Raw genomic sequence first — 26,167 nt, 5'->3', positions numbered from 1 at the left:
CGCCGCAGGCGTGTAAAGCGGCCCTCATCCGGCGCGGGAGAAGGGACAATGTGGTCCCGCTTGCGGAAGAAGCGACGAGATGCGCCCGCTTGTCAGGCGACGGTCCGCGTTCTCTGCGGCCGAGAGCGCTTACATCGCGAACAGCGAGAACCCGATCGCGCCGGCGGCGACGAAGGTGAACAGCACGGTGTAGGCGATCCCGCCCACGGCGTACTTGGCCAGCGTCCTGGGCCAGGACTGGCGATACACGCGGCGCTGCATCCACAGCAGGTACGCGGGCATCGACCAGCCGAGCAGGGTCGAGGCCCAGCCCAGCGCGGTCGACAGCGCGGGCGCGCGCCCGGCCAGCCAGCCGTCGACGCCGGCGCAGGCGAAGATCAGCAGCAGGGCGAGCATGAGGTAGGCGTGGCTGTACAGCGCGACCACTATGTGTTCGAGATAGCTGCGTCCGCTGAAGGCGTACAGGCCCTTCAGCAGCAGCGCGAACACCGGCACCAGCAGGAACAGCGTGGTCGGCGCCGCGCCGATCAGGAAGCGCAGGACCGAGCCGGGATCGCTGCCGATGCGTTCGAGGTTACGTTCCAGGCGCTGCGTCGTGGCGCCGAGCGGGTGATCGGGTTCGGGCGCGGCCCGTGCGTCGTCCGCCGCAGCGGCGGATGCGGGGCGCGCGGGCGGTTGCGTGCCGAGCGCGCGCAGGCGCGTGTCCGCGGCGTCGTCGATGGCCTTGCGCGCGTTCGCCAGCGCGGGGCCTGCGAACGGCAGCGACTCGGCCTGGGCGAGGTCGGCCAGCGCCTCGGCGCGCACGCGCTCCACCGCTTCGGCGCTGTCGGCGCGCGCGAACGCGTCGCCACCGCGCGTCGCCTCGACGACGGCGCCATTCGCAGGCGCCGCATCCGCGCCGCCGGGCCCTTCGGCCAGCGGCGCGATCAGGATCTTGGCCACGAACACCGTCAGCGCGGTGAGGATCACGAACAGGCGCAGCGGCGCGATGTAGCGCACGCGGTGCCCGGCCAGGTAGGCCACGGCCACGCGGCCGGGCACGAACAGGTCGCGCAGGGTGCGGAACACGCGCCCGTCCAGGTGCCAGAACGATTCGAACACTTCCTCCACCGCGTGGCCGACGTGGCGCAGCGGGTTGTGCGCGGACTGTCCGCACAGGTGGCAATAGCCGCCTTGCAGGCGAGTACCGCAGTTCTCGCAGGCGGCGGGCGCGGCGTGCCCGGCCCGGTGGGCGGTGTGGCTCATCGTGGTTGCGCTCTCCCCGGTGCGCGCGCGGGATCGTCGGCGGCGCGAACGCCCTACAATAGCGGCCCGCCGCGACCCGGTGCCAGCGCCCACGCTCGAGCGCGCGACCGCAGTCGCGGGAAGTCCGCGTCATGTCCTCCCCCGCATCCCCGGTCCCGCGCTTCCGGCAGGAAGTGCGCACCACCGCCATTCTCGCCGCGCCGCTGGTGGCCGGCCACGTCGCCACCGGCCTGATCGGCCTGGTCGACAGCGTCATCGCCGGCCGCCACGGCACCGGCACCCTGGCCGCCGTCTCGGTGGGCACGGCCATGTTCTGGCTGCCGATCATGATCCCGATGGGCACGCTGATGGCGTTGCCGCCGTCGGTGTCGCAGCTGCACGGCGCCGGGCGCCGGCACGAGATCGGTCCGCTGTTCCGGCAGGCGCTGTGGCTGTCCGCGGCGCTGGGGCTGCTGCTGTTCGGCTTGCTCGGCGTGGCGGCGCACGCGCTGGCGCGGCTGGGCATCGATGCCGGCATCGTGCCCGGGGCCTCCGCGTTCCTGCAGGGCATCCGCTGGGGCGTGCCCGCGCTCACCGCCTACTACTGCATGCGCTACCTGAGCGACGGCCTGCATTGGACGCTGCCGACCATGGTCTTCGGCTTCGGCGGCCTGCTGCTGCTGCTGCCGCTGGGCGCGACCCTGACCTTCGGCCTGTTCGGCGCGCCGGAGCTGGGCGCCGGCGGCCTGGGCTACGCCTCGGCGGCGATGATGTGGATGCAGGCGGGCGCGTTCGCGCTGTACCTGGCGCGCTCGCGCCGCTTCGCCGACCTGGGCCTGTTCGCGCGGTTCGATCCGCCGCGGTGGGGACCCATCGCCGGGCTGCTGAAGGTCGGGCTGCCGATCGGCATCACCGTGGCGATGGAGGGCGGGCTGTTCGTGGTCACCGCGCTGCTGATCGGCGGCCTCGGCGAGGTGCCGGCGGCCGCCCACCAGATCGCGATCAACGTCGCCTCGCTGTGCTTCATGATCCCGTTCGGGGTGGCCGAGGCGACCACGGTGCGGGTGGGGCACGCGCTGGGCGGCGGCCTGGGCCGCGAGGGCGTGCGCCGCGCGGCGCTGGCCGGGCTGGCGCTGGTGCTGGCCAGCCAGAGCGCGACCGCGCTGGCGCTGTCGGCCGGCAATGCGCACATCGCCGGGCTGTACACCGCCGATGCGACCGTGGTGGCGCTGGCCTCGGCGTTGCTGCTGTACGCGGCGGTGTTCCAGTTCCCGGACGGCATCCAGGTGCTCTCGGCCGGCGCGCTGCGCGGCCTCAAGGACACCCGGGTGCCGATGTTCCTGGCCGCCTTCGCCTACTGGGGCGTGGGCATGTCGCTGGGCGCCGGGCTCGGGCTGGGCCTGGGCTGGGGCCCGCGCGGCATGTGGATGGGGCTGATCGCCGGACTCGCCGTGGCCGCGGTGCTGATGGCGATGCGCTTCCTGCGCACGTTGTCGCGGCTGCCGCCCCTGGCGGCGCCCGGCCCGCAGCACGGTGGACTTCCGGCCCATGAAACGCCGCCCGCCGCCGGCTAAGCTGTACCCAGGTTTCGCCTTCCCCGTCCGGAGTCCATGTCCATGAACGAACCGCGCCGCCGCGGCCCGATCGCCCGTGTCCTCGGAGGGATCTGGGACGCCGTCAACTTCACCCGGCGGCTGGTGCTCAACCTGCTGTTCCTGCTGCTGCTGGTGCTGTTCGTCGCGGTGCTCGCCGGCCGCCAGGCCAGCCAGCCGCTGCTGGAGCGCACCACGCTGGTGATCGCGCCGGAAGGCCGCATCGTCGAGCAGTTCTCGGTCGATCCGACCTCGCGCGCGCTGTCGCGGCTGATGGGCCAGTCCGGCCCGGGCGAGGTGCAGCTGCGCGACCTGCTGCGCGCCTTCGAGGCGGCCGCCGGTGACGAGCGCATCGAGCGCGTCTACCTGCGCCTGGACGGCCTGCTGCCCTCGGGCATGGCGACCATGCGCGAGGTGGCCGCGGGCCTGCGCGCGCTGCGCGAGGCCGGCAAGCAGGTGGTGGCCTACGGGCAGAGCTTGCCGCAGGGCGCCTACCTGCTGGCGGCGCAGGCCGACGAGGTCTACGTCGACCCGATGGGCAGCGGCGTGCCGCTGGAGGGCCTGTCGAGCTACGGGCTGTACTTCGGCGAGGCGCTGCAGGAGAAGCTCGGCGTCGACGTGCACGTGTTCAAGGTGGGCGAGTTCAAGTCGGCGGTGGAGCCCTACATCCTCAACGCCGCCTCGCCGGAGGCCAAGGAGGCCGATCTCTACTGGCTGAGCGACTTGTGGCAGCGCTACGTGGCCGACATCGCGCAGGCGCGCGGGCTGGACCCGGCGCGCATCGAGGCCGAGATCGACGGCATGGCCGACGGCGTGGCGACGCTGGGGGGCGACCTGCCGCGGTACGCGCTGCAGGGCGGCCTGGTGGACGGCCTCAAGACCGAGCAGGAGGTCGAGGCGCTCTTGGCCGAGCGCGGCGTCGCCGACGAGGACAACGAGCTCGGCTTCCGCGGCATCGACCTGGACGGCTACCTGGCCCACGTGGACCGCGGCGGCATCGGCGCGCTGTCGTCGGCGCCGCAGGTCGCGGTGGTGGTCGCCGAGGGCGTGATCAGCGACGGCGAGCGGCCGCCGGGCAGCATCGGCGGCGAGTCCACCGCCGCGCTGCTGCGCGAGGCGCGCGAGGACGACGACGTGCGCGCGGTGGTGCTGCGGGTGAATTCGCCCGGTGGTTCGGCCTACGCGTCCGAGCAGATCAACCGCGAGGTCGAGCTGCTGAAGCAGGCCGGCAAGCCGGTGGTGGTCTCGATGGGCTACGTGGCCGCGTCGGGCGGCTACTGGATCAGCATGAATTCCGACCGCATCTACGCCGACCCGTCCACGATCACCGGCTCGATCGGCGTGTTCGGCATGGTGCCCAACCTGACCCGTACGCTCGACCGCATCGGCGTGCACTCCGACGGCGTGGGCACCACCCGTTTCGCCGGCGCCTTCGATCCCACCCGCCCGCTGGAGCCCGACGTCGGCCGGCTGATCCAGTCCAGCGTGGAGCGCATCTACCACGACTTCGTCGGCAAGGTCGCCGCCGGCCGCAACAGCACGCCCGAGCGCATCGACCAGGTCGCGCGCGGGCGGGTGTGGAGCGGCGCGCAGGCGCGCGATCGCGGCCTGGTGGACGAACTCGGCGGGCTGCGCGACGCGATCGCCGATGCCGCGCGCCGGGTGGAGCTGAAGGAGGGCGGCTACCGGGTGCGCTACATCGAGCAGGCGCCGAGCCCGTTCGCGCAGTTCCTGGCCGGCTTCGGCAACACCCGCATGGGCGCGATGCTGCTGGGCGATTCCGCGCTCGCCCGCGCGCTGACGGCCCGCGCGATGCCGGAGATGGAACGCCACCTGCAGGCCTTCGAACAGACCCTGCAGCGCCCGTCCGCGGGCCCGGTGCGCCCGATGGCCTATTGCTTCTGCCCGACGTTCTGAGCCGCGCCGGAAGCGGGCGGCCATTGGTTTTTCCGTCCCCCGCAAGCGGGGGGCATGCTCTTTCTCCCTTCCCCCGCAAGCGGGGAGCACCCTGTTTTTCCCTTCCCCCGCAAGCGGGGGAAGGTGCCGAAGGCGGATGGGGGCACGCCGCAGGCGTGCAAAAAGCCGCCCTCATCCGGCGCTGCGCGCCACCTTCTCCCGCTTGCGGGAGAAGGGACGGTTTCGGCATTGCAGGTCGGATGCCGATGCGGGCCTAGCGCCGCACGTCCAGCCGCTCCTGCCGCATGAAGGCGCGCACGGCCTCGGCATCGACGAGGTTGAAGTCGCCGGGCACGGTGTGCTTCAGGCAGCCGGCGGCATGGCCGAAGGCCAGTGCTTCGCCGTCGGGCAGGCCGCTCAGCACGCCGTGCAGCACGCCGGCGGCGAAGGCATCGCCGCCGCCGATGCGATCGACGATGCCGTCCAGCGGGTGCGGGGCGACGCGGTGGACCCCGCCCTCCCGGGTCACCAGCAGCGCGCCCAGGCTGTGGGCGTCGACGCTGCGCTGCCCGCGCAGGGTGGTGGCGATGCGTCGCAGGTGCGGGAACGCTGCGAAGGCGCGCGCGGCGGCGTCGAGGATGCGGGCCTCGCGGCGCGCGTCGTCGTCGCCGCCATCGGGCGCCGCGTCCGCGCCGGGGCCGAGCACCAGCTCGATGTCGCGATGGTCGGCGAAGGCGATCGTGGCCTCGGAGAGCAGCGCGTGCAGCAGCGGTGCCGGTTCGGCATCCCAGGCGGCCCACAGCTTGGGCCGGAAGTTGCCGTCGAACGACACCAGGGCACCGGCCCGGCGCGCGGCGCGGGCGCCGGCGATGGCGGCGTCCGCGCAGGCCTGCCCCAGCGCCGGGGTCACGCCGGACACGTGCAGGCCGTCCATGCCGGCCAGCAGCGCCGGCCAGTCGTAGGCGTCGGCCGGCGCGGTCGCGAAGGCGGAGCCGGCGCGGTCGTAGATCACCTCGCTGGGCCGGTGGCCGGCGCCGGCGGCGAGGAAGTACAGGCCCATGCGCCCGGCCGCGCGGCGCACGCGCGAGACGTCCACGCCGTGCCGGCGCAGCTCGCCGAGCGCGGCCGCGCCGAGCGCGTTGTCGGCCACGCTGCCGGCCAGCGCGGCATGGTGGCCGAAGCGCGCCAGCGAGACCGCGACGTTGGCTTCCGCGCCGCCCACCTGCACGTCCAGGCGCGGGGTTTGCAGCAGCAGTTCGCGTCCGGGCGCGCCGAGGCGCAGCAGCAGTTCGCCGAAGCAGAGCACGCGTTGGGGCATCGCTGAAAGTGTCCGTCTGGAGGGCCGCCAGGCGCCGCGCGAGGTCTGTCGCGTCGCAGCATGCCTTGGCCCGAATGTTTTGCTAGGGTTTTGACCAGCGGTGTCATTCCGCCGCACGGATACACCATAGCAAGCACACCAGGCCAGTCAAGGACGCCACAGAGCGCGCTGGCCACCACGGGAGGGGACACATGGTTTTCGCAGTCGGGGGAAAAAAGACACCGGTTACCTTGCTCGCCGCGGCGATCGCGCTGGCGTTGCAGGTGGGCGCGTCCCAGGCACGGGCGCAGGCGCCGCAGCCTGCCGAGCAAGCGCCTGCGCCGGCGGGCGCGGCGGCGACCGAGCTCGACACGGTGCGGGTCACCGGCTACCGCGCCAGCCTGGAGCGCGCGGTCGATATCAAGCGCGGCGAGGCCGGCGTGGTGGACGCCATCGTCGCCGAGGACATCGCCGACTTCCCGGATCTCAACCTGGCCGAATCGCTGCAGCGCATCCCGGGCGTGTCGATCACCCGCGAGGGCGGCGAGGGGCGCAACATCTCGGTGCGCGGGCTGGGGCCGCAGTTCACCCGCGTGCGCATCAACGGCATCGAGGGCCTGGCCACCGGCGGCGGCACCGACACCTCCGGCGGCGTCAACCGCGGCCGCGCGTTCGATTTCAACACCTTCGCCTCGGACCTGTTCACGCAACTGGTGGTGCGCAAGACCTCCGCGGCGGAGATCGAGGAAGGTTCGCTCGGCGCCACCGTGGACCTGCGCACCGCGCGGCCGTTCGACTACGACGGCTTCAACATGGCCGTGGGCGGGCAGATGGGCTACAGCGATCTGGCCGAGGAATACGATCCGCGCGCGACCTTCCTGATCAGCAACACCTTCGCCGACCAGCGCTTCGGCGCGCTGCTGTCGCTGGCCTATACCGACCGCACCGTGCTCGAGGAGGGCTCGGATTCGGTGCGCTGGTCCAACGGCCGCTCGAACGGCGGTTTCCACCCCGATTCCCCGTTCGCCCAGGCCAACGACGCCGACGTCTTCCACCCCCGCATCCCGCGCTACAACCGCTTCCTCCACGAGCAGGAGCGGCTGGGCGTGACCGGCTCGCTGCAGTTCCGGCCCGGCGAGCGCACCGAGCTGACACTGGACGCCCTGTACGCGCGCTTCGACGCCAACCGCTGGCAGGACAACATCAACGCGGTGTCGTTCAGCCGCAGCGGCGAGGGCAAGCCGCAGACGATCGTGCGCGACGGCGCCGTGGATTCGCGCGGCAACCTGGTCTACGGCGTCTTCGACAACGTCGACATCCGCTCCGAGGGCCGCTACGACGAGCAGACCACCGAGTTCCAGCAGTGGAACCTGGCCCTGAACCACGCGTTCAACGACGCCCTGCGCCTGGACGTGCTGGTCGGCCGCGCCGAGTCCACCTACGACAACCCCATCCAGACCACGGTCATCGCCGACAAGTTCGACATCCAGGGCTACAGCTGGGACTACCGCGGCGACGACCGCCTGCCGGCGTTCGGCTACGGCAGCCTCGACCCCACCGATCCGAACGGCTGGACGTTGAGCGAGATCCGCCTGCGCCCGCAATGGGTGGAGAACACCCTGGAGACGGCCTCGGCCGACCTGTCGTGGATCGCCTCGCCGTTCTTCACCCTGAAGGGCGGCGTCAACCGCAAGGAATACCAGTTCGACAGCCGGGAATGGGGCCGCGGCACGCCGCCGGGCAACCGCGTGGAGACGGTGCCGGGCGGACTGATGGACAGCGCCACGCTCGCCAGCCTGATGCGGCAGTTCCACATCTCCGCCGGCGGCGCCGGTTCGGCGGTCGTGCCCGACGTGGCCGCGTTCGCCCGCGCCCTGGGCATCCACGACAACGAGGGCCTGTTCGCGGTCTACGACAATCTCAACAACCTGGCCGCGAACAACCGCCAGGTGACCGAGAAGGCGCTGGGCTACTACCTGCAGGGCGACTTCAATTTCGATCTCGGCAACGTGCCGGTGCGCGGCAACGTCGGCGTGCGCCGGGTCGAGACCGAGCTGACCAGCGACGGCTGGTCGATCGTCGGCGGCGTGCCCACGCCGACCCGCGTCGTCCACGAGTACACCGATACCCTGCCGTCGCTCAACGTGGCCTTCGAGCTGACCCCGGACGTGGTGCTTCGCGTGGCCGCGGCCGAGGTGATGAGCCGGCCCAACCTCGGTTTCCTCAACCCGGGCGCCACGGTCAGCGTCGCCGGCGGCGCGCGCACGGTGACCACCGGCAACCCGCGCCTGGACCCGTTCCGGGCCAAGACCCTGGACCTCGGCGTCGAGTGGTACTTCGACGAGGGCGCGCTGCTGTCGATCGGCGCCTTCTACAAGGACATCGACAGCTACGTGCAGACCTCGCGCGAGACCCGGCCCTACCGCACCTCGGGCCTGCCGGACTCGCTGATCGCCGGCACCGGCGCCACCGTGGACGACGAGTTCGTCTTCCAGCAGCCGCTCAACACGCCCGGCGGCGACCTCAAGGGCGTCGAGATCGGCTACCAGCAGCCGTTCACCTTCCTGCCGGGCTTCTGGCGCGACTTCGGCGCCCAGCTCAACTACACCTACGTCGATTCCGAGATCCAGTACCTCAGCTCGTCCGGCGAGCCGTCGGCGCGCGGACCGATGGTGGGGCTGTCGAAGAACGCCTGGAACGCGACCCTGTACTACGACAACGGCACCTTCTCGGCGCGCGTCTCGGCGGCCTACCGCGACGAATACCTCAACCAGATCCCGGGCCGCGAGGGCAGCGACATGGAAGGCACCAAGGAGACCACCACGGTCGATGCCTCGCTGTCCTACAACGTCAACGACCACTTCTCGATCTCGCTCGAGGGCCTGAACCTGACCGACGAGTGGAACGACATGTGGATCGACTCGTTCGGCGACCGCTCGATCTCCTACACCCACACCGGCCGCCAGTACCTGCTCGGCTTCCGCTACCGCTTCTGATCCGCCGCACGGGCGCGGCGCCATCCTGGCGCCGCGCCCACAGGAAGGAGAGTCGCCATGCGTCGCATCCGCCCCGTCCGCCTGCTGGCCCTGGCCTGCCTGAGCGCCCTCGGTGCCGCCCACGCCGCGCCGCCCGATCCGGCGCGCGCGGGCATCGGCGCCGACGACGGCTGGGCCGCGCAACCCACCGCGGACCTGCCGCTGGGCACCACCGGCGGCTCGGCCGCGAGCGCGGCCCGCGACCACGTCGTGCGCGATCGCAACGCCCTGGTCGCGGCGCTGGCCTGGCCCGACGCGACGCCAAAGATCGTGCGCATCGCCGGCACCCTCGACGCCAACGTCGATGCCGACGGCCGCCCGCTGTCCTGCGACGACTACGCCCGGCCCGATCCCGAGACCGGCGAGATCTACTCGCGCGAGGCCTACCTGGCCGCCTACGACCCGGACGTCTGGGGCCGCGCCGCGCCCACGGGCCCGCAGGAGCGGGCGCGGGTGGCGTCGGCCGCGGCGCAGCAGGCGCGGGTGCGCATCCGCGTGCCCGCCAACACCACGATCCTGGGCGTCGGCGCCGATGCGCGCGTGCGCGGCGCCTGGATCGACATCCGCCCGCAGAGCACCAGCGGCAACCAGCCGATGAACGTCATCGTGCGCAACCTGACCTTAGAGGACAGCTTCGACTGCTTCCCGGGCTGGGATCCGACCGACGGCGCGCAGGGCAACTGGAATTCGCTCTACGACAGCATCTCGGTGCGCAACGCCACCCACGTCTGGGTAGACCGCAACCGCTTCCGCAACGTGACCACCCGCGACGAGGACTTGCCGACCTACTTCGGCCGCCTGTACCAGGTGCACGACGGCTATCTGGACATCACCAACGCGTCCGACTTCGTCACCGTGTCCTGGAACCACTTCGCCGACCACGACAAGGCGATGCTGATTGGCTCCTCCGACGGCGCCAGCGCCGACCGCGACCGGCTGCGCGTCACCCTGCACCACAACTGGTTCCAGAACCTCGGCCAGCGCGTGCCGCGGGTGCGCTTCGGCCGCGTGCACGCCTACAACAACCTCTACACGGTGGACACGCCCGTCGCGCTGCAGCGCTACGGCTACAGCTGGGGCGTGGGCGTGGAATCCGCGCTGCGCGCCGAGGCCAACCATTTCCAGCTGCCGCCCGCGCTGCCCGACAGCGCGGTGATCGATCGCTTCAACGGCGAGGCGATGTACGCCGAGGACAATCTGCGCAACGGCCGCGGCTTCGATCCGGTGGCCGCGTACAACGCCGCGCACGAGGTGCCGATCCTCGACGAGGCCCGCTGGCACCCGCCGCTGCACGGCCGCATCGACCCCGCCTGGGCGGTTCCGGCGCGGGTGCGCATGGGCGCCGGCCCGCGCGCGACGCTGCCGCCGCGCTGAGGGCCTGGCGCGGCGCTACAGCGTCCCGCGCTGCACGAACGGGGCGCGGGCGAACAGGCGGCGTTCGCCGCCACGGGGGTCGTGGGCGAGCGCGGGCGGGTCGTCGAATCGCATCGTTTCGCGCTGCGCCAGGCCGTAGCGGGGCCAGTCGGGCAGGCGCGGGTGCGCGGGCGTGCCGTGTCGGGCGAAATGCAGCAGGGCGTCGCGCATGTCGGCGGAGACGCGCCAGGCGTCCGCGCCGCCGCCGGTGCGGGCGCCGGGCCGGCCGACGGTGCCGAAGACCAGCGGGATGTCGAGGGTGTGGAAGGCGCGCAGGCGGCCGCCTTCGACCGGCGAGGGCCAGTCGAGCTGGTAGGCCCAGGTGGGCGCGCCCTGCCGCGCGCGCGCTTCCAGTTCCTCCACCGCGCCGCGCCAGGAGCGGCCGGCGGTGGTGGCGGCGAAGAACACCTCCGTCGCCGTCATCGCCGGATACATCGCGCGGTAGGCGGCGATCACGTCCGCGACCGGCAGGTCGACGTACTGCGCGCGCTCCAGCCGCGCGGGCAGGGCGTCCCAGTCCAGCGCGAACAGGGCCGGGTCGTGGCCGAGGAAGGCGCGCGTCTCGTCGCGGGTGTTGCCGATCACCATCGGGATCGCGGCCGATTGCGGCGGTGCGTCGGGCCAGAACGGATGGCGCGGCAGCGCGCTGCCGTCGAGCACGGGCCCGAAGTAGAGGGCGATGTCCTCGACCGGGGACGGGTCGCGCACCCGGGTCGCGTCCAGCAGCCGTTCGGCGGGCAGCGCGAGCAGGCGGTCCAGCGCGTCCGGCGCGATGCCGAGCGCGTCCAGGTACAGCCGCGCGCGCCGGTCCGCGGCGCGCGGACCGGCGGCGGTGACCTGCTGGCCGCTCATGGTCCAGGCGCGGTGGAACAGGCCGGCGGCGGCGGGCATGGCCATCAGGCTGGCGATCTTGGCGCCGCCGCCGGACTGCCCGAACAGGGTGACGTTGCCGGGGTCGCCGCCGAACGCGGCGATCTCGTCGCGCACCCAGCACAGCGCCAGCACCACGTCCAGCAGGCCCGCATTGCCGGAGGCCGCGAACGCGGAATCCATGTTGCCCAGGAGCAGGTGGCCGAAGGCGTTGAGGCGGTGGTTGAGCGTGACCACCACCACGTCGCCATGCCGGCACAGCGCGCCGCCGTCGGTCAGCGGGTCGGCGCCGCGGCCGCGGTCGTAGCCGCCGCCGTGCAGGTAGACCAGCACCGGGCGCCGCGCGCGCGGATCGGGCGCGGGCGTCCACAGGTCGAGGAACAGGCAGTCCTCGCTGCCGGGGCCGAGCCCGCCGGTCTGCGCCGCCGCGGGGCCGGATGCGACGGCGTCGCGCACGCCGTGCCAGGCGATCGCCGCGCGCGGCGGCCGGAAGCGGTTCGGTGCGGTGTCCTCGCCGTAGCGCAGGCCGCGGAAGGTCCACACGCCGTCCTCGCGGAGGCCGCGGACGCGGCCGCCGCGCAGGACGACGATGCCCTCGTGCGCGCCGGCCCGCGGCACGGCCGCCGCGGCGGCCGCCGCGAACGCGCCCTTGAGCAGGGTGCGGCGGCCGCGGTCGCAGTCCGCGCCGGGCATCCTCAGCGCAGCGGTTCGCCGCGCTGGAAGCCGGCCAGCGGTTCCAGGGTGTCGAGGTTCCACTCGGCCTCGACGAACGGCCGCCGGGTGGGCGCATAGTCCGGGTAGCCGCCGACCTCGTCCTGGCTGTCGATGATGTCGCCGCGGCCCTCGATCACGTCGGCGACGATGCGGCGGTCGATCGGGTCGCGGTTCCAGGGCGTGGCGCCGGCGTTGGCGATCACCGCGTCCTGCACCTGCGCCGAGGGCAGCACGGCCACGCCGAACGGCAGCGGCGGCGCGCTGCGCAGGCGGTTCACCCGCGCCGGTGCGGTGGTGTAGCGGCCGATCTCCGGGATGGTCGGCTCGCCGATCAGGTCCACGGCGAGGTTGTCCTCGAGGTAGAGATCAACGTCGCCCGAGCCGCCGAGCATGAACAGGGCCAGCGGCCGGGTGTCGTGGCCGGCGCGCAGCACGTTGCCGCGCAGCGCGATGCTGCCGGGCGCGTAGTCGTGGCCGATCCATTCCTCCGCGATCAGGTTGTAGTGCACGGCGCGCGCGCCGGGGTTGTAGATCAGGTTGTTGATCACCTGGCCGGAGGTGGCGCCCTTGAACAGCGGGTTGCGCTCGAAGTTGTGCGCGTAGAGGTTGCCGACGATCAGCACGTCCTGGACGTGGTCGTGGATCAGCGTGCCCTTGGAATGCTCGCCCTTGGCGTGGGTCGAATTCGCCAGCCCCTCGGCGATCAGGTTGTTGCTGAAGGTGATGCGCCGCGAGGTGCCGGCGCGGAAGTCCTCCAGCGTGCGGCCGCCCTCGACGAAGCGGGTGCCGGAGGCCGACAGGCCCTCGTCGGTGCCCCAGGTCAGCGAGCAATGATCGACGATCACGTCGTGCGCGCGCACGGTGGAAATCGCGTCGAAATCGGTGCCGCTGCGGCGCGGCAGCCCGGCGTCGCCCGGGCGCACGCGGATGTGGCGCACGATCACGTCGTGGGTGGCGATGTCGATGCCGCCGCGCACGAAGGTGATGCCCGGCGGCGGCGCGGTCTGCCCGGCGATGGTGAGGTAGGGCTCGACGATGCGCAGCGTCTTCGCGCCCAGGTCGATCACGCCGCCGACCTCGAACACCACGATCCGCGGGCCGGGCGTGGCCACCGCCTCGGCGAACGAGCCCGGCCCGTCGGCGGCCAGGGTGGTCACGCGCAGGATGCGCCCGCCACGGCCGCCGGGCGTGTGCGCGGCCCAGCCCTGCGCGCCGGGGAACGCCGGCGGCGGGTCGGCGGCGGCCCGCGCGGGCGCCGCCGCGAGCAGCAGCGCAGCGCACAGCAGCGAAGCGGCGATCGCGCAGGCGGCCAGGGCCCATGAAGTGACGCGCAGGCGCGCGGCGGCGGTCGTGGACATTCGGTTTCCCCTCCATCGTGGCGGCGCCGCGCATCGCGGTCTTGCCGCACTGCATATTGAAAATGACACCGGTTTACCATATACGACTTGCCAGCGGTGCCGCGATCTGCACCGCAACATCGCCCGCGGGGAGACTTCCAGCTTGAGCCAATACGACCAGACGCCGGCCGCTGCGGCCGGCCACGCCCAGGACGCAGCGGCGATCGCCGAGCGCTTCGTCGCCGCCCGCGCCGCCGCGCAGGCGCTTGCCGGTTTTCCCGGCGCGATCCCGCCCAGCCTGGAGGCGGCCTACCGGGTGCAGGACCTGGCCATCGCGCGCTGGGCCGACGAGATCGCAGGCTGGAAGGTCGGCTACATCCAGCCGCAGCGGCGCGATGCCTCCGGCGACGACCGCCTGCTGGGGCCGATCTGGCGCCGGCACCTGTGGCCGGCGCAGGGCGAGGTCGAGATCCCGGTGTTCGAGGGCGGCTTCGCCGCGGTCGAGGCCGAGTACGTGCTGCGGCTGGAGGCCGATGCCGATCCCGAACGCATGCAGTGGACGCCGGAGGAGGCGGCGCGGCTGCCGGCGACGCTGTGGGTCGGCATCGAGGTCGCCAGCAGCCCGCTGGCCACGATCAACGCGCTCGGGCCCTGCGTGGTGGTGTCGGACTTCGGCAACAACAACGGGCTCGTGCTGGGCCCGGAAGTCGCCGACTGGGCCGGTCGCGACGAGGCCGGCCTGGTCGCGGAGACCTGGATCGACGGGCGGCTCGTCGGCCGCGGCGGCGCGACCCTGTTGCCCGGCGGGCTGCGCGCGGCGTTCGCCTTCGCGCTGGCGCGCTCGGCGCGTCGCGGGCGCGCGCTGCGCCAGGGCGACCTGGTGGCCACCGGCAACGCCACCGGCATCCACGACATCCTGCCGGGACAGCGCGCGCGGGTGGACTTCGCCGGCATCGCCACCCTGGACGCGCGCGCGGTGGCGGCGGCGCCGGAGCCGGAGGCGCGCCGGTGATCCCCGGCCGGCGCGCGTTCCTGGCCGGACTCGGCGCGGCCTGCGCGGCGGCCGCGCTGCCCGCGCGCGGCGACGACGCGGCGAGGGTGCTGACCGCCACCGACGTCCACGTCAAGGATTACCCCACCGTCGCCGCGGTCGGCTGGCTGGGGCAGACGCTGGAGCGCGAGACCGAAGGCCGGGTGCGCATCCGCCAGTACCACTCGGGCCAGCTCGGGCGCGAGTCGGAAGCGATCGACATGGCGCGCTACGGCGCGATCGACATGACCCGCGTCTACAGCGGCGCGCTCAACAACGCCTTCCCGCTGACCGTGCCGCTGTGCCTGCCCTACGTGTTCGACTCGGTGGCGCACATGCGCCGCGCGCTCGACGGCGGCATCGCCCAGGACGTGCTGGACGGCTTCCGCGCCCGCGGCCTGGTGGGCCTGGCGATCTACGACAGCGGCGCGCGCTGCTTCTACAACACGCGCCGGCCCCTGCGCACGCCGCAGGACCTGCACGGGCTGAAGATCCGCGTCGCCGCCTCCGACATCTTCATCCGCCTGGTGCGCCTGCTGGGCGCCAACCCGACGCCGATGTCGCTGGGCGACACCTTCTCCGGGATGGAGACGCACATGATCGACGGCGCCGAGAACAACATGCGCAGCTTCCATTCCAGCCGCCACTTCGAGGCCGCGCGCTACTGGTCGCAGAGCGAGCACTCCTACGCGCCCGACGTGCTGCTGATCTCGCAGCGCTCGCTCGACGCCCTGCGGCCGGGCGACCGCGACCTGCTGGTCGACGCCGCGCGCGCATCGGTCGGCGTGATGCGCGATCTGTGGGACGCCTCCGAGGCGCAGGCGCGCCAGGCCGTGGCTGCGTCCGGCGTGCGCTTCAACGACGTCGATCTCGAAGCGTTCCGCGCCGCCGCCCGCCCGCTGCTCGACGACTACCTGCGCGATCCGCGGATCGCCGCCCTCCACCGCCGCATCCGCGCCGCCGCCTGAGCCCGCCATGCCCGATATCCAAGCCGATCCGCCCTCCGCCGTCGCCGCGCGCCGCCGCGGCTGGCGCGGCGCCCTCGACCGCCTGTCCGACGCTTCGATCGCCGTGGCCGCCGCCGCCCTGCTGGGCCTGGTGGTGGTGCAGGGCTGGCAGGTCTTCGCGCGCTACGTCATCAACGACTCGCCGAGCTGGACCGAGCCGGTGACGATCCTGCTGCTGGCCACCGCGATGAGCTTCGGCGCGGCCTCCGGCGTGCACACCGGCCGCCACTTCGGCTTCTTCCTGCTGGCCGAGGCGATGCGCCCGCCGCTGCGGCGCGCGGTGGATGCGCTCAACTGCCTGGTGGTCGCGGCGATCGGCGCGGTCCTGGCGGGCTGGGGCGCGGTGCTGCTGCTCGACGGCCTGGACGTGCGGATGGCCGGCGCGCCGTTGCCGCAGAGCCTGCCCTACCTGCCGCTGGCGCTGGGCGGCGCCCTGATGACCGCCTTCGCGCTGGCGCGCGGGGCGGATGCCTGGGGCGGGCGAGGGGAGGGCGACGATGAGGCTGCCCTCACCCCACCGTCCGCCGGGCGGACGGTCCCCCCCTCTCCCGCGATGCGGGAGAGGGACGCCGGTGCGCGGCCTTCGGCCGCGGGAGAAGTCTGATGGCGATCGTCGTGCTGTTCGGGGTGTTCGCCGGCCTGCTGGCGATCGGGGTGCCGGTGGCGTTCGCGCTGGCGGCGGCGTCGCTGGCGACGCTGCTGCTGCTGGACCTGCCTTCGGTGGTGCTGGTGCAGCAGGTCGGGGCCGGCATCGGCACCGCCTCGCTGATCGCGATTCCGTTGTTCATCTTCGCCGGCGAGATCATGATGCGCGGCGGCATCTCCGAGCGCCTGATCGCGCTGGCCTCCTCGCTGGTGGGGCGCATCCGCGGCGGCCTGGGGCAGGTGAGCATCCTGTCCTCGCTGTTCTTCGGCGGCGTCTCGGGTTCGGCGATCGCCGACGTCTCCGCGGTCGGCGGCACGATGATCCCGCAGATGGTCAAGCGCGGCTACGATCGCGATTTCGCGGTCAACGTCAGCATCACCGCGGCGCTGGTGGCGCTGCTGGTGCCGCCTTCGCACAACCTGATCCTGTACTCGGCGGCGATGGGCGGCGGCATCTCGATCGCCGACCTGTTCGCCGGCGGCATCGTGCCCGCGCTGCTGATGACGCTGACGCTGATGGTCGTGGCCTACGCCGTCGCGCGCCGGCGCGGCTATGGCGTGGAGGCGTTCCCGGGCGTGCGCGCGCTGTTGCTGCGGCTGGTCGCGGCGCTGCCGGGGCTGGGCCTGGTGGCGCTGATCTTCGTCGGCATCCGCGCGGGCGTGTTCACCGCGGTGGAGAGCGCGGCGGTGGCGGTGCTGTACGCGCTGCTGGTGACCGCGGTGCTGTACCGCCAGCTCGGCTGGCGCGAGTTCCTGGGCACGGTCGCCCACGCCGCGCGCACGACCGGGGTGATCCTGTTCGTGATCGCCACCGCCGCGCTGTTCGGCTGGCTGCTGGCCTACCTGCAGGTGCCGGCGGCGGCGGTGAGCGCGCTGCAATCCTTCGCCGACAGCCCGCGCACGGTGTTGCTGCTGATCGTGGTCGGCCTGCTGGTGCTGGGCATCTTCATGGACCTGGCGCCGATGATCCTGATCTGCACGCCGATCTTCCTGCCGGTGGCGCGCGCCTACGGGATCGACCCGATCCACTTCGGCATGGTGCTGGTGCTGGCCGGCGGGCTGGGGCTGGTGACGCCGCCGGTGGGCTCGGTGCTGTTCGTGGGCACCGCGATCGGCAAGATCACCATCGGCCAGAGCCTGCGCACGATCTGGCCGTTCTGGCTGGCCGGGCTGGCGGTGCTGCTGCTGGTGGCGTTCGTGCCGGCGCTTTCGCTGTGGCTGCCGGCGCTGTTGCGCGGCTAGGCGCGCGCGTCCGGCCGCGCGTTGCCGCGCGTTCGCGCGGCGGCGGCTAGAATCCAGGCGCGCGGCCGCACCGCGCCGGACCCCTCCCGATGCCCCCGACCAAGAAAACCCCTGCCCGCAGGGCCCGCACCGCCGCCGACGCCCTGCCCGCCGGCAAGCCGGCCACGATCAACGACATCGCGCGCCTGGCCGGGGTGTCGAAGAAGACGGTGTCGCGGATCATCAACCATTCGCCGCTGGTGCGGCCGGACACGCGCGAGAAGGTCGAAGCGCTGATGCGCGAGGTCGGCTATTCGCCGGACCCGATGGCGCGGGGGTTGGCGTTCCGGCGTTCGTTCCTGATCGGGATGGTCTACGACAACCCGACCGCGCAGTTCATCGTCAACATGCAGTACGGCGCCCTCGACGCGCTGCGCGGCTCCGGCTTCGAGCTGGTGGTGCATCCTTGCGACAGCCGCAATCCGGACTACATCGAGGGCGTGCGCCGGTTCGTGCAGCAGCAGAAGCTGCACGGCGTGATGCTGGTCCCGCGCGTGTCCGAGGACGACGCGCTGGCGCGGATGCTCGAGGACATCGGTTGCCGCTACGTGCGCATCGCCGCGGTGGCGCTGGACCGGCCGGAGCGGATGGTGGTCACCCACGACCGCGACGGCGCGGCCGAGGCCGCCGATTACCTGCAGATGCTCGGCCACACCGACATCGCGCTGATCACCGGTCCCAGCCACTACCGCTCGGCGATCGAGCGCACCGCCGGTTGCGTGGAGGCGCTGCGCCGGCGCGGGGTGGAGGTGCCGAAGTCGCGCATCGTCGAGGCCGGCTACACCTTCGAATCGGGCATCGCCGCGGCCGAGAAACTGCTGTCGGGCCGCAAGCGCCCGACCGCGATCTTCTGCGGCAACGACGAAATGGCCGCCGGCGTGTACCGGGTGGCGATGCGCGCCGGCATCCAGGTCCCGCGCGAGCTGTCGATCGTCGGTTACGACGACAGCCCGCTGGCCTCGCGGCTGTGGCCGCCGCTCACCTCGGTGCGCCGCGACACCCGCGACACCGGCCGCGTCGCCGCGGCGATGCTGGTCCACCCCGACCAGGACGGCGCCGCGCGGCCGCTGGCCAGCGTGCGGCCGCACCTGATCGTGCGCGATTCCTGCCAGCCCCCCGGGATGTAGCCGCCCCGCGTCGCCGCGCGGAGCCCTTGCTGCCGTTCGCGGGAGAGGGCGATGGCGCCCAGGCGGGCGCGGCTTCGGCGGTGGCTGGCGCGGGCCGGGAAGCGGCACGTTCGGCCCCCGGACGCCGCTTGCGCGGTGCGCGATGACACCGGTTACCAAACGGGCTAGAATCGCCGGACATCGATCCTTCGACACCCACGCGCGGCACCGCCCGCGCACGCCGGAGACGCCATGTACCAGAAGACCTATCACGCCACCCATCCCGGGGTGATGCGCGGCATCGGCAACGACGAACTGCGCGACCTGTACCTGCTCGACGGCCTGTTCGCCGACGGCGCGCTGCGCCTGAGCTATACCCACTACGAGCGCTTCGTGATCGGCGGCGCGGCGCCGCTGGAACAGCCGCTGCCGCTGCCGCGGCAGACGGAGCCCGAGTCGGCCAGGGGGCGGCCGTTCCTCGAGCGCCGCGAGCTGGGCGTGGTCAATGTCGGCCGCGGCGCCGGCACCGTGACCGTGGACGGGACCGAGTACCGGCTCGCGCCGAAGGACGGCCTGTACGTGCCGATGGGCAGCGAGGAGGTGACGTTCGCCAGCGACGACCCGGCCGCGCCGGCGCGCTACTACCTCGCGTCCACCCCCGCCCACGCGCGCTTCGAGGTCAAGCAGATCTCGATCGAGAGCGCGGTGCCGCTGGAGCGCGGCGCGCTTTCGACCAGCAACGAGCGCACGATCTACCAGTACATCGTGCCGGCGACCTGCAAGTCCTCGCAGCTGCTGCTGGGACTGACCATCCTCAAGCCCGGCAGCGTGTGGAACACCATGCCGCCGCACCTGCACGACCGTCGCAGCGAGGTGTACTTCTACTTCGACCTCGGCGAGAACGACCGCGTCTACCACTTCATGGGCGAGCCCGACGCGCAGCGCCACATTGTGGTCAGGAACGAGGAAGCGGTGGTGTCGCCGCCGTGGTCGATCCACATGGGCGCGGGCACCAGCAACTACTGCTTCATCTGGGCGATGGGCGGCGAGAACCTGGACTACACCGACATGCACGTGCTGGACATCTGCCAGCTCAAGTGACGCACGCGCAAGGGGAGAACGCATCATGACGCTGCAGTCCTTCGATCTGACCGGCAAGGTCGCGCTGGTGACCGGCGCCAACACCGGGCTGGGGCAGGGCATCGCGCTGGCGCTGGCCGAGGCCGGCGCCGACATCGCCGCCGTCGGACGCAGCGCGCCCGGGCAGACGCAGGCGCGGGTGGAGGCGCTGGGCCGCCGCTTCGCCTTCGTCGAGGCCGCGCTCGACACCATCGCACCGGTCGCCGACATCGTCGCGCAGGTCGTCGCCCGGCTGGGCCGGTTCGACATCCTGGTCAACAACGCCGGCACCATCCGCCGCAACGACGCCCTCGACTTTACCGAGGACGACTGGGACGCGGTGATCGGCGTGAACCTCAAGACGCTGTTCTTCCTGTCGCAGGCCGCCGGCCGGCACTGGGTGGCGCAGGGGCAGGGCGGCAAGATCGTCAACATCGCCTCGATGCTGTCGTTCCAGGGCGGCATCCGCGTGGCCTCTTACACCGCCAGCAAGTCCGGCGTGCTCGGGCTGACCCGGCTGCTGGCCAACGAATGGGCGGCCAGGGGCATCAACGTCAACGCGATCGCGCCGGGCTATTTCGCCACCAGCAACACCGAGGCGCTGCGCCAGGACGCCGACCGCAACCGCGCCATCCTCGAGCGCATCCCGGCCGGGCGCTGGGGCGTGCCGGCGGACCTCGCCGGGGCGGCGGTGTTCCTGTCCAGCGCGGCTTCGGACTACGTGCACGGTGCGGTGCTGCCGGTGGACGGCGGCTGGCTGGCGCGCTGAGGCGTGCGCGCCGTCGTCGCCTGCGCATGGCTGTGGGCGCTGTGCGCAGGCGCCGTGGCCGGCGAGCGCCCGGCGCGGGTATTCGTGGTCGGCGATTCCACCGCCAGCGCCTACGGCCCCGAGCGCGCGCCTCGCACCGGCTGGGGACAGGCGCTGCAGAGCTTCCTCGATCCCGCCGCGTTCGAGGTCCGCAACCATGCCCGCAGCGGGCGCAGCGCCCGCAGCTTCGCCGAGGAGGGCTGGCTGGCGCCGGTGGAGGACGCCCTGGCCGCCGGCGATGTGTTGCTGATCCAGTTCGGCCACAACGACGCCAAGGCCGAGGACCCCAGCCGCTACGACGAACCCGAGCGCGCCTTCCCGGACCGCCTGCGGCGCTACCTGGCGCTGGCGCATGAGCGCGGCGCCCGGCCGGTGCTGCTGACCCCGGTCGCGCGGCGGGCGTTCCGCGACGGCGAGCCGGTGGACACCCACGGCGCCTACGCCGAGGCGGTGCGCGCGCTGGCCGCGCGCGAGGGCGTGCCGCTGATCGACCTGGACCGCGCCAGCCGCGACTGGCTGCGTGCGCTGGGCGAGGCGCCGTCCACGCTCTACTACCTGCACGATCCCGCGCAGGGGCTGGCCGACGACACCCATTTCAACCTCGCCGGCGCCACCCAGGTCGCCTGCCTGGTGGTGCGCGAATGGCGGCGCGCCGCGCCCGAGATCGACCGGGCGGTGGTGCGCGACACCGATTGCGGCGCGCCGCCGGATGCGCCGCGGGCGCGCGCCGCGCAGGCGCGCCCGTCCACGGTGCAGCACGCCCGCGACGTGCCGCGCCGCGAACAGCCCGGTCCGCACGGCGGTCCCGGCCCGACCGTGGCCCGGCCCTACTTCGAGGACGCGCCCGGATTGCCGTTCGTGCTGCGCAAGCGCGTCCTGCAGCCCGGCGCCGGGATCGGGCTGCATCCCCAGCACAAGGACGAGATCTACTACGTGCTCGCCGGCCGTGGACGCTACGTCGTCGATGGGGCCGTGCACGAGGTCGGCCCGGGCGACGCCATGCTGACCCGGCCGGGCAGCACGCATGCCGTCCAGCAGGCCGGCGATGCGCCGCTGGAGCTGCTGATCGTGTATCCGCAAGCGACGTCGCCGGCCGACCCGTCGCCGGTCGGCGCTACCCGCGCACCGCGCGGGCGCATGCGGTGAAACCCGGCGCGGGCGCGGCGGTTCCGCCGAGGCGGCATCGCCGCCGGCGTGCTCGAGGAACGCGGTCGTCCGCGCGGAGCGTTCGGCCGCGCCCGCGTCGCGTCCCCCGAGGTGTCGCGCTACGGCTCGGTCGAGCCCTCGTCCCGGCGCCGGGCCTCGGTCTCGCGGACCGCCTCCTCGACCGCGTCGCCCTTGTCGAGCGGGTCCTGCGGACCGGCCTGCGGCCCGGGTGGGGCCTGCGGCGGTTCCGGCGCCTCCGGCCGGCACGCGGCCAGCGGCAGCAGCAGCGCCAGCGCGAGGGCGGCGGGAAGGCGCGATCGGATGGTGCGTGCGGGCATGGCGGAGTCCTCCGTGGGCTGGGCCGGATCGTGCGTCGCGGGCCGGCGCGCAGGCGCCTGGGCCCCTGCGCCGTTCTATCCTAGAGTGCGTGACGTCGCCGGCTGCGCGCTCCGCGCGAAGAGGACGTGCCTGCCGGTGCGCGACGCGTTCTAATGTGCCGTTTCCCGCAGGAGTCGCCCATGGATTCTCAACGCTGGCGCCTGGATGGACAGCGCGCGCTGGTGACCGGCGGCAGCGCCGGCATCGGGCGCGCGATCGCGCGCGAACTGCTGGGCTTCGGCGCGGAGGTGCTGATCGTGGCGCGCGACGGCGATGCGCTGGAGGCCGCGCGCGACGAACTGCTCGAGGAGATGCCCGAGGGCCGCGTGCTGGCGATGATCGGCGACGTGGCCGACGAGGAGCAGCGCCGCGAGATCCTCGACTGGGTGGAGGACCAGGGCGACGGCTTGAACATCCTGGTCAACAACGCCGGCGGCAACCTCACCCGGCCCGCCGCCGAGTACGCCGAGGAGGAATGGCGCGAGATCTTCGAGATCAATCTCTTCAGCGCCTTCGAGCTTTCGCGCTATGCGCATCCGTTGCTGGCCCGGCATGCGGCGTCGTGCATCGTCAACGTCGGCAGCGTGTCCGGCCTGACCCACGTGCGCACCGGCGCGCCGTACGGCATGAGCAAGGCCGCGCTGCACCAGATGACCCGCAACCTGGCCGCGGAATGGGCCGAGGACGGCATCCGCGTCAACGCGGTGGCGCCGTGGTACGTCCGCACCCGGCGCACCTCGGGCGCGCTGGCCGATCCCGACTACCTCGACGAGGTGCTGCTGCGCACGCCGATGGGCCGCATCGGCGAGCCCGAGGAAGTGGCCGCCGCGGTCGCGTTCCTGTGCCTGCCGGCCGCGTCGTACGTGACCGGCGAGTGCATCGCCGTGGACGGCGGTTTCCTGCGCTACGGATTCTGAGTCCCATCGGCCCGCCCGGGGCGGGTATCCTTCCGGGCAGGGAGATGGGTCGCGACGAGAGCGGGAGCCGGCGGTACGCCGGAGCCGTCGTCGCGAGCGATCGCCGACCGCTCGTGATCAGGACGCCATGACGACCGCCTCCGTTCCACCGTCGCCTCGCGTTGCCGTCGTCGACGACGACGAGGAACTGCGCGAGCAGATCCTGCTGCCTGCCCTGCGCGACGCCGGCTTCGAGGTCCGCGGGCTCGCGTCCGCGCTCGAGCTCTACCGCGTATGGCTCGGCGCCCCGTTCGACCTGGTGCTGCTGGACGTGGGGCTGCCGGACGACGACGGCGTCGACATCGCGCGGCATCTGCGCGGGCTGTCGGCGTCGCTGGGGATCGTGCTGTACACCGGCCGCGGCCACGCGGTGGACCGCTTGCGCGGCCTGCGCGCGGGCGCGGATGCGTACCTGGTGAAGCCGCTGGACATGGACGAGCTGGTCGAGACGGTGCGCAACGTGCTGCGCCGCACGCGCGTCGACGGCGCGCACGCGGCGCGGGCCGGCAGCGGCTGGGCGCTGGAGCGCCAGGGCTGGCGGTTGCGCACGCCCGGCGGCGCCGAGGTGACCCTCAACCAGGCCGAGCGGCAGGTGCTGGGCATGCTCGCGGCGGCGGCGCGCGCGCCGGTGGCGCGCGAGACCCTGATCGCCGGGCTGGTCGGCGACGTCGATACCTTCGATCCGCACCGGCTGGAAATGCTGGTCTACCGCCTGCGGCGCAAGTGCCAGCAGGCGTCCGGCGAAAGCCTGCCCCTGCGCGCGATCCGCGGCGTGGGCTACATGCTGGAGTGGTAGTCGGACGGGGAGCGGTCACCCGCGCCTCCTCGCTTCCCGCCTTTCGCCTCTCGCCTCTCGCCGTGGAGGCCGATCTCCGGCGCTCTGCGGACGCCCGGACACGCGAGTTCGCGCGCGCGCCGTGTCGCGCCGCCCGATGCGCGCAAGGCCCCGCTTCCGTCCCGAATCGGGGGATGCATCGCTGCCAAGGAGCCTTCCGCGACCGCGCCCTCGGCGCTCCCGCGGATGTCTGGCCGCCATGCGCATGCGAATGGGATGCCTGTCACAACTTCGCTCACCAAAAGTGAAAAATTGTGAGAGAAATGTGATTGATGTCGCATTTGGGCGGCCCTACAGTGCGCACCGCTTTTGACGTTGCCTGCACAAAGGTGGATGGGCCCTGCGGCACGTCGGAAGTCCCGCCTGGACGCGTTGCGTGAGAGCGCGTCCCCGGCCACGTCACGCATGAAGAAAGGCGAACCGCCTTGCGCATACGCGCAGGGCGGTCGCGGACTTTCCGAGGGGGTTGCAGGTGCTGCAGAACAAGATCCGGACGGCCAGGGCGGCCGCCGCAGGCATGGTGCTGACGCTCGTGGCCGGACTGGCGGGGCTCGGCGCCTCGCCCGTCCTCGCGCAGGCGACCCCGGTCACCAACGTGGCCACCGTCGTCGCTCCGGCGGACACCGTCGACATCGATCCCGACAACAACACCGACAGCGTCACCGTGACGGTGAGCCCCGCCGCGCCGGCCTACAGCTTCTGCACCGCGCCGGGCGGCAACGCCGCCTCCAACGCGATCTACAGCATCGTCAACGGCGTGCAGATCTGGCGCTACGAGGCCGGCGCCGGCAGCGACGCCGTCGTCCCGGAGCTGGCGCTGCCGTCGCTGGCGGGCAACGACGTCAACGCGCTGATGATCGACCCGGTCAACGACCGCATGCTGTTCCATGCCAGCACCGGCTCCATGCTCTGGGCCTACGACGCCGGCAACGGCGGCTGGTACCAGGCGCTGAGCGCCCCGCTGGGCGGCGACTTCCCGCGCGCGGGAATGGGTCCCGACGGTGTCGGCTACCTGATCGGCAACGGCGGCTCGCCCGTCGTCTACCGGGTGACCGCCAACGCGACCGGCTTCGGCTACGCGGTGCAGAACATCGGCAACCTGCAGTACGACTTCGCGCCCACCAACATCGGCTCCGGCGATATCGCCTTCGACGCCGCCGGCTTCGGCTGGCTGGCGGCCGGGCAGGACCTGTACCGCATCGATTTCTCCGCGCCCGGCGGCCCGCGGGCCATCCGGCAGACACGGCCGTTGCTCAACGGCCAGCCGTCGACCGTCCTGTGGGCCGGCATCGCCTTCGGCGACGACGACCGCCTGTACGTCGCCAACAACAACAGCCCCAGCAGCTACTACGCCTACGACACGTCCACCGGCGTCCTGAGCCAGGCCGCGCCCACCGGCGCCAACGCGTCGCGCGACCTCGCCTCGTGCGCGTTCCCGGACATCGCCGAGCCGGAGCTGTCGGTCGGCAAGACGCTGGCCGAGGTCAACGGCACGCCTTACGTCGACGGCGCGCCGGTCGCCCCGGGCGACGTGCTGACCTATGCCATCACCATCGCCAATGCCGGCGGCGCCGTCGGTACCCTGTTCGCGGGCGACGTGGGCGAAACCGTTCCCGCCAATACCGCCTACGTGTCCGAGGGCAACGATTTCACCTGTGCCGGCGCCACCTGCCTCAACACCGCCGCGCTGAACATCCCGGCCAACGGCGAAGCGACGCTGAATTTCGTGGTGCGCATCGACGATCCGCTGGCCGCCAGCGCGACCGAGATCGTCAACGCGGTGACGTTCCCGAACGGCGCGATCGACTGCAGCGCGCCCGGCAACGACTGCAACGAAACCACGCCGCTGGGGCCGACGATCGCCGTCGCCAAGAGCGCCGATCCCGCCGACGGTACCGCCGTCGCGGCCGGGCAGGCCATCACCTACACGCTCACCGTGACGGTCGCCAATGCCGCGACGCGGTCCGACGTGGTGCTGACCGACACCCTGGGTGCGGGCCTGACCTTCGGCCAGGTCGTGAACGCGGGCGCCTTCCTCGCGGTGCCCACCGGCGGCGGCGACCCGAACGACCCCGGCGCTCCGCCGCCGACCTGCGCGGACTGCGAGACCCAGCACCCGCTGGCGCCCTCCGTCGCGGTGACGAAGGAGGCCGATCCGGTTTCCGGCGAGGCCGTCGCGGCCGGCCAGACCCTCACCTACACGCTGAGCGTGACCGTCGGCAATGCGAACACGCAGTCCGACGTGGTGCTGACCGACACGCTGGGCGCGGGCCTGACCTTCGGCCAGGTCGAGAACGCGGGCGCCTTCCTCGCCGGCGGCAGCGGCAGCGTGCGCACCTTCACCCTGCCGGCGGTGCCCACCGGCGGCGGCGATCCGAACGATCCCGGCGCTCCGCCGCCGACCTGCGCGAGCTGCGAGACCCAGCACCCGCTGTCGCCCGTGGTCGCGGTGACGAAGACGGCCGACCCCGCGTCCGG

The 26,167-nt window shown here is 72.9% G+C and carries 19 protein-coding genes and 1 pseudogene; 15 read left to right on the top strand and 5 right to left on the bottom strand.

The genetic code is table 11. The features are described from left to right. Window positions 1-129: 129 nt before the first annotated feature. Window positions 130-1,245: a DUF3667 domain-containing protein gene (locus tag Z164_RS0100235; RefSeq protein WP_024888741.1), complete on the bottom strand. Its 1,116-nt coding sequence runs from the start codon at window positions 1,243-1,245 to the stop codon at window positions 130-132. A 131-nt stretch (window positions 1,246-1,376) separates the two neighbouring features. On the opposite strand from Z164_RS0100235, the gene Z164_RS0100230 reads away from it, so the two are divergent. Then, on the top strand, window positions 1,377-2,798 hold the full coding sequence (locus Z164_RS0100230) for an MATE family efflux transporter (RefSeq protein ID WP_052338306.1): 1,422 nt from the start codon (window positions 1,377-1,379) through the stop codon (window positions 2,796-2,798). Window positions 2,799-2,840: 42 nt separating this feature from the next. Next, window positions 2,841-4,733 (top strand): signal peptide peptidase SppA, encoded by a 1,893-nt coding sequence (gene sppA / locus Z164_RS0100225; RefSeq protein WP_024888739.1) that lies wholly within the window; start codon window positions 2,841-2,843, stop codon window positions 4,731-4,733. Between the two features lie 253 nt (window positions 4,734-4,986). On the opposite strand, the gene Z164_RS0100220 is transcribed toward sppA, so the two are convergent. Beyond that, window positions 4,987-6,030, bottom strand: a complete 1,044-nt coding sequence (locus tag Z164_RS0100220; RefSeq protein ID WP_024888738.1) for a sugar kinase — start codon at window positions 6,028-6,030, stop codon at window positions 4,987-4,989. 191 nt (window positions 6,031-6,221) lie between these two features. Between Z164_RS0100220 and Z164_RS0100215 the strand changes: the two genes are divergently transcribed. Beyond that, window positions 6,222-9,005 carry a TonB-dependent receptor gene (locus Z164_RS0100215; protein ID WP_024888737.1) on the top strand — a complete coding sequence of 928 codons (2,784 nt, stop codon included), beginning with the start codon at window positions 6,222-6,224 and terminating at the stop codon, window positions 9,003-9,005. A gap of 57 nt (window positions 9,006-9,062) precedes the next feature. Continuing rightward, complete coding sequence (locus tag Z164_RS0100210; RefSeq protein ID WP_024888736.1) at window positions 9,063-10,418, top strand: pectate lyase family protein; 1,356 nt, start codon at window positions 9,063-9,065, stop codon at window positions 10,416-10,418. 15 nt (window positions 10,419-10,433) lie between these two features. Here Z164_RS0100210 and Z164_RS0100205 read toward each other — a convergent pair whose 3' ends face one another. Continuing rightward, window positions 10,434-12,020: a carboxylesterase/lipase family protein gene (locus Z164_RS0100205; RefSeq protein WP_024888735.1), complete on the bottom strand. Its 1,587-nt coding sequence runs from the start codon at window positions 12,018-12,020 to the stop codon at window positions 10,434-10,436. A 2-nt stretch (window positions 12,021-12,022) separates the two neighbouring features. Beyond that, on the bottom strand, window positions 12,023-13,399 hold the full coding sequence (locus tag Z164_RS0100200; protein ID WP_052338305.1) for a pectate lyase family protein: 1,377 nt from the start codon (window positions 13,397-13,399) through the stop codon (window positions 12,023-12,025). A 142-nt stretch (window positions 13,400-13,541) separates the two neighbouring features. Here Z164_RS0100200 and Z164_RS19615 point away from each other — a divergent pair, with 142 nt between their 5' ends. From Z164_RS19615 to Z164_RS0100160, 8 genes and pseudogenes are all read left to right on the top strand, one after another. Next, window positions 13,542-14,390 carry a 2-keto-4-pentenoate hydratase gene (locus tag Z164_RS19615; protein ID WP_052338304.1) on the top strand — a complete coding sequence of 283 codons (849 nt, stop codon included), beginning with the start codon at window positions 13,542-13,544 and terminating at the stop codon, window positions 14,388-14,390. After that, window positions 14,390-15,376, top strand: a complete 987-nt coding sequence (locus Z164_RS0100190; RefSeq protein WP_043688802.1) for a TRAP transporter substrate-binding protein — start codon at window positions 14,390-14,392, stop codon at window positions 15,374-15,376. The genes Z164_RS19615 and Z164_RS0100190 overlap by 1 nt, the downstream gene beginning before the upstream one ends. Window positions 15,377-15,383: 7 nt before the next feature. Next, window positions 15,384-15,869: pseudogene (locus tag Z164_RS19610) on the top strand (TRAP transporter small permease); the annotation flags it as partial. Window positions 15,870-16,018: 149 nt separating this feature from the next. Continuing rightward, window positions 16,019-17,302 carry a TRAP transporter large permease gene (locus Z164_RS0100180; protein ID WP_024888731.1) on the top strand — a complete coding sequence of 428 codons (1,284 nt, stop codon included), beginning with the start codon at window positions 16,019-16,021 and terminating at the stop codon, window positions 17,300-17,302. 89 nt (window positions 17,303-17,391) lie between these two features. Then, entirely contained in the window at window positions 17,392-18,468 is a 1,077-nt protein-coding gene (locus Z164_RS0100175; protein ID WP_024888730.1) for a LacI family DNA-binding transcriptional regulator, read from the top strand. A 231-nt stretch (window positions 18,469-18,699) separates the two neighbouring features. Then, window positions 18,700-19,548 (top strand): 5-dehydro-4-deoxy-D-glucuronate isomerase, encoded by an 849-nt coding sequence (gene kduI / locus Z164_RS0100170; RefSeq protein ID WP_024888729.1) that lies wholly within the window; start codon window positions 18,700-18,702, stop codon window positions 19,546-19,548. 25 nt (window positions 19,549-19,573) lie between these two features. Further along, window positions 19,574-20,335, top strand: a complete 762-nt coding sequence (gene kduD / locus Z164_RS0100165) for a 2-dehydro-3-deoxy-D-gluconate 5-dehydrogenase KduD (RefSeq protein WP_024888728.1) — start codon at window positions 19,574-19,576, stop codon at window positions 20,333-20,335. 3 nt (window positions 20,336-20,338) lie between these two features. Beyond that, on the top strand, window positions 20,339-21,520 hold the full coding sequence (locus tag Z164_RS0100160; protein ID WP_024888727.1) for a GDSL-type esterase/lipase family protein: 1,182 nt from the start codon (window positions 20,339-20,341) through the stop codon (window positions 21,518-21,520). Window positions 21,521-21,639: 119 nt separating this feature from the next. Here Z164_RS0100160 and Z164_RS0100155 read toward each other — a convergent pair whose 3' ends face one another. Next, entirely contained in the window at window positions 21,640-21,858 is a 219-nt protein-coding gene (locus tag Z164_RS0100155; protein WP_024888726.1) for a hypothetical protein, read from the bottom strand. A gap of 180 nt (window positions 21,859-22,038) precedes the next feature. Between Z164_RS0100155 and Z164_RS0100150 the strand changes: the two genes are divergently transcribed. From Z164_RS0100150 to Z164_RS19605, 3 genes are all read left to right on the top strand, one after another. Next, window positions 22,039-22,815 (top strand): SDR family oxidoreductase, encoded by a 777-nt coding sequence (locus Z164_RS0100150; protein ID WP_024888725.1) that lies wholly within the window; start codon window positions 22,039-22,041, stop codon window positions 22,813-22,815. Between the two features lie 127 nt (window positions 22,816-22,942). Further along, window positions 22,943-23,650, top strand: a complete 708-nt coding sequence (locus Z164_RS0100145) for a response regulator transcription factor (RefSeq protein ID WP_024888724.1) — start codon at window positions 22,943-22,945, stop codon at window positions 23,648-23,650. Window positions 23,651-24,161: 511 nt separating this feature from the next. Then, a partial coding sequence (locus Z164_RS19605; protein ID WP_160170670.1) for an isopeptide-forming domain-containing fimbrial protein occupies window positions 24,162-26,167 on the top strand: 2,006 nt, incomplete at its 3' end.

The organism is Luteimonas huabeiensis HB2 (genome assembly GCF_000559025.1).
Classification (GTDB): Bacteria; Pseudomonadota; Gammaproteobacteria; order Xanthomonadales; family Xanthomonadaceae; genus Luteimonas; species Luteimonas huabeiensis.
This window is presented reverse-complemented; position numbering and strand designations above follow the sequence as displayed.